A 5014-nucleotide genomic window follows, 5' to 3' on the forward strand; every position below is an offset into this window, starting at 1 on the left:
TCGACTCCCGTCTCGTGGACGGGCCACTTCAGCTTGCGCGCGTTCCCGAAAAGCTGGTCGAGATGAGCAACGGATGCATCTGCTGCACCCTGCGCGAAGACCTGCTGGTGTCGGTCGCCGAGCTCGCCCGTGAAGGGCGCTTCGACACGATCCTCATCGAATCGACCGGCATCTCCGAACCGATGCCGGTCGCCGCGACCTTCGACCTCGACCTCGAGGCCGGGCGCACCCTGTCTCGGTTGGCGACGCTCGACACGATGGTGAGCATGGTGGATGCCGCGAGTTTTCTCGACACGCTCGACAGCGCCAAGACGCTCGCCCAGGCCGGCATCGGTGTGAGCGAGGTCGACAATCGCAGCATCGCCGACCTGCTGATCGACCAGGTCGAGTTCGCCGATGTGATCGTCGTGAACAAGGCCGATCTGGTGGACCGTGCAGACCTCGGCGCGTTGTGCGCGTTCCTGCGCACACTGAATCCGCGCGCGCGACAACTCACCACCACTTTCGGACACGTCGAACTGGGGGAGGTCCTCGACACCGGCCTGTTCGACCATGCCCTGGCCGAGCAGGATCCGGGCTGGCAGCAGGAGCTGGACGGGCAGACCCACACGCCCGAAACACTCGAATACGGCATCGGCTCCACGGTCTTCCGCTCGTCCCGCCCATTCCACCCGATCCGGCTCGCGCAGGCCATCGGCACACCGTGGCCGGGGCTGCACCGCGCGAAGGGCTTCTTCTGGCTCGCCAGCGCTCCGGGCGTGGTGGGGTTGTGGTCGCAGGCGGGCGTGAACGCGCGGTTCGAGCCGATCGCCCGTTGGAGTCAGTTCGACGACGCTCCGGCGCAGGAGTTGGTCTTCATCGGCGTCGGCCTCGACCCCGCTGATGTCAACCGGCGTCTGGAGCGCGCCGTGCTCACCGACGAGGAGCTCGCGCTCGGACCGGAAGGATGGTCCCGGTGGCAGGACCCGTTCGCCGGCTGGACGCGGGGCGGGATCGGATTCCATGTGCGTCGCCCGGGCGCACCTCACCCCGCGGGCGCCCTCGCGAGCGCGCCCTCACACGGCGGACACGCCCAGAGCGGACACGCCCACTCCCACGCCGACCGACACGCCCAGAGCGGACACCCCCACTCCCACGCCGACCGGCACGTACCCACGGGCCGCGCCCGATGAGCGCGACGGCGACACTGGCCGCACCGCGGGAAGCGAAGGCCGCGGCACCGGGATTCTGGGACACCCACGCGCGCGACCTCGGCGACGCCTTCCCCGGGCGCGCCGAACAGATCCTGGCGATGCAACTCGCCGTGCTCGCCGGTGAGCACATCTTTCTGCTGGGTCCTCCCGGCACCGGGAAGACCACGCTGGTGCGCGCCTTCGCCGCCTCGCTGGAGGGGCGCCTGTTCGAACAGAGCCTGTCGCGAACGAGGTCGGATGCCGCCGTTCTCGGCCCCCTCGACATTCCAGGGCTGCGCGATCATGGCGCCTATCGTCGGACGATCGACGGGTACCTGCTGGACTGCGAATGGGCCTTTCTCGACGAGATCGGGCACATTGCTCCCGAACTCGGACACGACCTGCTCGCCGCCCTCAGCGATCGCATTCGCCACGAAGTGGACGGGGGCCGCAGCATCCACCCCATTCCCCTTCGCACCGCGTTCACCGCCGGCAACGACATTCCGGGGCAAGACGGCTCCGACGACGCGCGCGCACTGTGGGATCGGCTGCTGGTGCGGGTGCCGGTGGACTATCTGCGGCGCGCGGATGCCGCCTCGCTGCTCGCACAGCGCGATTCGCCCGCCGCACCGGACGTGCCCTCCCGCCGCCTCACCCGAGCCGAGCTCGATCGGCACCAGCTGGCTGTGCGACGCGTCGGCATCGACGACGATCTCCGGGAGCGGATCCTCGATCTTCGGGACCACCTGCGAGACGACGGGATGGTCTTTTCCGATCGCCGCTGGCGCACGTCGCTGCGCATCGTGCGGGCGCATGCCTGGCTGCGCGGTCGAGAGCGGGCGGCACGCGGTGACCTGACGGCACTGCGTTTCACGCTGTGGGACGATCCGGAACGTCGTGGCGTCGCGGTGCGGCGGGTCGCGCTCGCCAGCGACCCGGCCCTTGCGGCCCGACTCGATCTGGTCGACCGAGCGCGCCTGCTGACGGACGTGTGTCGGGCGCGGAGCGGCGATGACGCTCCCACGCGCGAGGCCTGGGCGCGTGAAGCCCGTCGCAAACACCGCGCCCTCGCCGAGGCCGCCGCAGATCTGCGCGACGCCGATGTCGGCATCGTCGAATCGCACGAGGACGCCGCCGAGTCACTCGCCGCAGCCGACCTCGCCATCACCCGGCTGGTCGCGGGCGACGGGCCGCGGTGACCGACGCCGCGACGTTGCTCCTGGAGCAGGACTGGCTCGCAGACCAACTCTGGGACCACCACGGCGCCGACCTCACGCGAGCTGTCGCACACCTGGTCGGTCGCGAGGCGGGTGACGTTGCCGCGGTCACGCGTGACGTGTTCGCCCTGCTGCTGCTGGCCGGGCCGCGTGTCGACCCATACGGCCACGAGCACGCACCGCACCGCGCACTCGTGTTGGAGCGCTTCATCGACGATCCCCGCACCCGGGCTCTGCGATCGCTGACGGTCGGTGACGAGTACGCCTGCCGGGAGTGGACCCCCACGGTGGCCGCCTCCCTGCTCCCCCTGTTCGCCGGTGTCCCCGAGCGCGAAGCCGCCGACGCGCCCGACGACAGCGACCCCGAGGGCGACGCCGAGGGCGCTGCCGACGGCGCCTTTTCGTCGTTCTGCCTCGGCGACGGGCAGGACCGCCCCGCCCCTGACGATGCCGCCACCACCGCGACGAACCGGGGCACCCGAGGCGAGGAGCTGTTCGCCGCGCTCATCGACGCGGACGGAGTGGACGGGTTGCGCCGCCTGGTCGCGACCTGTCGTCACGGACTGGCCGCGCACCACGGCTTGACCACCCCGCATCGTCAACAGCGGGTCGAGCAGGACCGCACCCGCGACCTCGCCCGCGTCGAGACGGGCGTCTGGTCGGCACTGGCCGATCCCAGCAGCGAAACCCTGCTCTGGAATGCTTGGAACCGGGGCGGACTGCGCGCCCGCGAAAGGAAGCGGACTCCGGCGGCGCCGCTGAACATCGCGGTCGACGAGTCGGGATCGATGCAGCTGTTGCTCGATGGGCAGCACACCCGGCGCACCTGGTCGATGGCGACCGTGCTGGCATGCACGCAGGTGGCCCGCGCCGACGGCGCCGACCTCATCTACAGCGGCTTCGGCGGCACCGGCCAACCCTCGCCCCGCACGGTGCGGGCGACTGACCGGCATGGTGCACGACGAGCACTCACCGACATCCTGTCGCACTACTACGGCGGCGGGACCTCGCTGGAGACGCCGGTCACCGAGCTGATCCGCCTCCTGTCGCTGCCCGCGACCGCGGGAGGGCGCGCACTCATCGTCAGCGACGGTGAGGGGGTGTTCGACACACCTGCGCTGGCGAGCGCGCTGCGCACGGCGGCGGAACGCGCACGGGTGGGATGCTGGGGCATCCGGATCGGCGGCGATGCCGAGACCCCCCTGCACGACCTCTGCGACAGCGTCGCACGCCTGGAGGACTTCGCGCAGCTTTCGCTCACCGAGCGGTTCCCGACATTGCAGGCCTCGTACGCACGTTCCCCCACCACAGCGCAACCATCACCGCGGTGATCGCCCCGGCGGCCATGAGCGCGGCGAGCACGACGAGTTGGAACCGCCCCGCTTCCAGCGGGGAGATGCCGCCGAAGATCGCGCCCACGAACGCCCCGGGAAGCACCACCAGCCCCGTCGTCTTGGTCTGGTCGATCGACGGGATCAGCGCGAGACGCACCGCCTGACGCCCGAGTGCGACGGTGGCCTGCCGCGGTCGCGCTCCCAGCGCGAGCCACCCCTCGACCTCGTCCCAGTGGTCGTGGACGGTGGTGCGGAACGTGCGCCCGGTGAGGGTGGCGATGCCCATGGCGTTGCCGATCACGATCGCCCCAATCGCCAGCGTATAGCGCGCCGTGAACTCGAGCGTTCCCGTCGTGAACACGATCGTGAGGGTGACCACGGCGCCCGCAGCGATCGAGGACGCCATCGCCGCGAACGCGCGCGGGCTCCAGCCGACTCGACCGGTCGCGACACCGCTGGCGATCGTGAACATCACCAGCAACGCGAGGCCGATCAGCACCGGGTCGGTGATGATGCCGCCGAGGATCACGCTGATCACCGCAAGCTGCACGGCACCGCGGGCGATCGCGACGACCGGCTCCCACAGCCGCGGCACCCGGTACGCCGCCAACACCACGGTGGCGACGACCGCGAGCACGGCCACCCCGATGGCGGTCGCAACGAGGGATGCCGGCGTGATCACAGCCGGAGCCTACCCAGTGGCCGCACCCACCGAAAGCGACACCCGGGCTCAACCTCGGTCGTCGCGCAGCAGCTCACGGAACCGGCCCGGCACCCTCGCCAGTTCGGACGGCGAACCCTGCTGCACGACACGGCCCGCGTCGAGCACCACAACCTGATCGGCCGTCGATACCGCGGCAAGATCGTGCGAGACGAGCACGACGCTGCCGGCCTGGGCCAACCCGGCCGCGGCGGCGACCACGAGCCGGGCGCTGTCGGCATCCAGCGCCGAGGTGGGCTCGTCGAGCAGCGTGAGCGGTGCCGCCTCGACGAGCGCGCGCGCCACGGCGACGCGCTGCCGCTGCCCTCCGGACAGGGCCCGGCCGCCGGGGCCGACCCGGGTGCGGATGCCGCCCGGCAGACCATCGACGAAGCCTCCGAGGCCGACGGCCGACAGTGCCGCCGCGATCTCCCCGTCACTCGCCTCCGGCCGGCCGAGCGCGACGTTGTCCCCGATCGTGCCGTCGAGCAGGTGATCGTCGTGCAGCACCGCCGAAACGGCGTGAGCCCGTTCCGCGGCCGTCAGCGCGCGCAGGTCGACACCGTCGATGCGGATGCGCCCCGACACCGG

Annotated in this window: 5 protein-coding genes; 3 read left to right on the top strand and 2 right to left on the bottom strand. The window is 71.3% G+C overall.

The features are described from left to right. The 3 genes from ACK5KK_RS01665 to ACK5KK_RS01675 form a co-directional block, all read left to right on the top strand. On the top strand, positions 1-1172 hold a 1172-nt coding region (locus ACK5KK_RS01665; RefSeq protein WP_416888354.1), incomplete at its 5' end, for a GTP-binding protein. Beyond that, positions 1169-2371 carry an AAA family ATPase gene (locus ACK5KK_RS01670; protein ID WP_416888355.1) on the top strand — a complete coding sequence of 401 codons (1203 nt, stop codon included), beginning with the start codon at positions 1169-1171 and terminating at the stop codon, positions 2369-2371. The genes ACK5KK_RS01665 and ACK5KK_RS01670, both read left to right, overlap by 4 nt. Beyond that, entirely contained in the window at positions 2368-3720 is a 1353-nt protein-coding gene (locus ACK5KK_RS01675) for a hypothetical protein (protein WP_416888356.1), read from the top strand. Before ACK5KK_RS01670 ends, ACK5KK_RS01675 begins: the two co-directional genes overlap by 4 nt. Here the strand turns inward: ACK5KK_RS01675 and ACK5KK_RS01680 are convergent. Together ACK5KK_RS01680 and ACK5KK_RS01685 are read right to left on the bottom strand one after the other, a co-directional pair. Then, positions 3647-4405, bottom strand: coding sequence for an ABC transporter permease (locus ACK5KK_RS01680; RefSeq protein ID WP_416888357.1), 759 nt, complete (start codon positions 4403-4405; stop codon positions 3647-3649). The genes ACK5KK_RS01675 and ACK5KK_RS01680 overlap by 74 nt on opposite strands. A 48-nt stretch (positions 4406-4453) precedes the next feature. After that, the coding region (locus ACK5KK_RS01685) for an ATP-binding cassette domain-containing protein (protein WP_416888358.1) at positions 4454-5014 on the bottom strand (561 nt) is incomplete at its 5' end.

Source organism: Microbacterium sp., assembly GCF_047972865.1.
Taxonomy (GTDB): domain Bacteria; phylum Actinomycetota; class Actinomycetes; order Actinomycetales; family Microbacteriaceae; genus Microbacterium.

Bases quoted from the DNA above. Each gene is read 5' to 3' on its own strand.
- ACK5KK_RS01670 (WP_416888355.1), top strand. From the start codon at position 1,169: ATGAGCGCGACGGCGACACTGGCCGCACCGCGGGAAGCGAAGGCCGCG.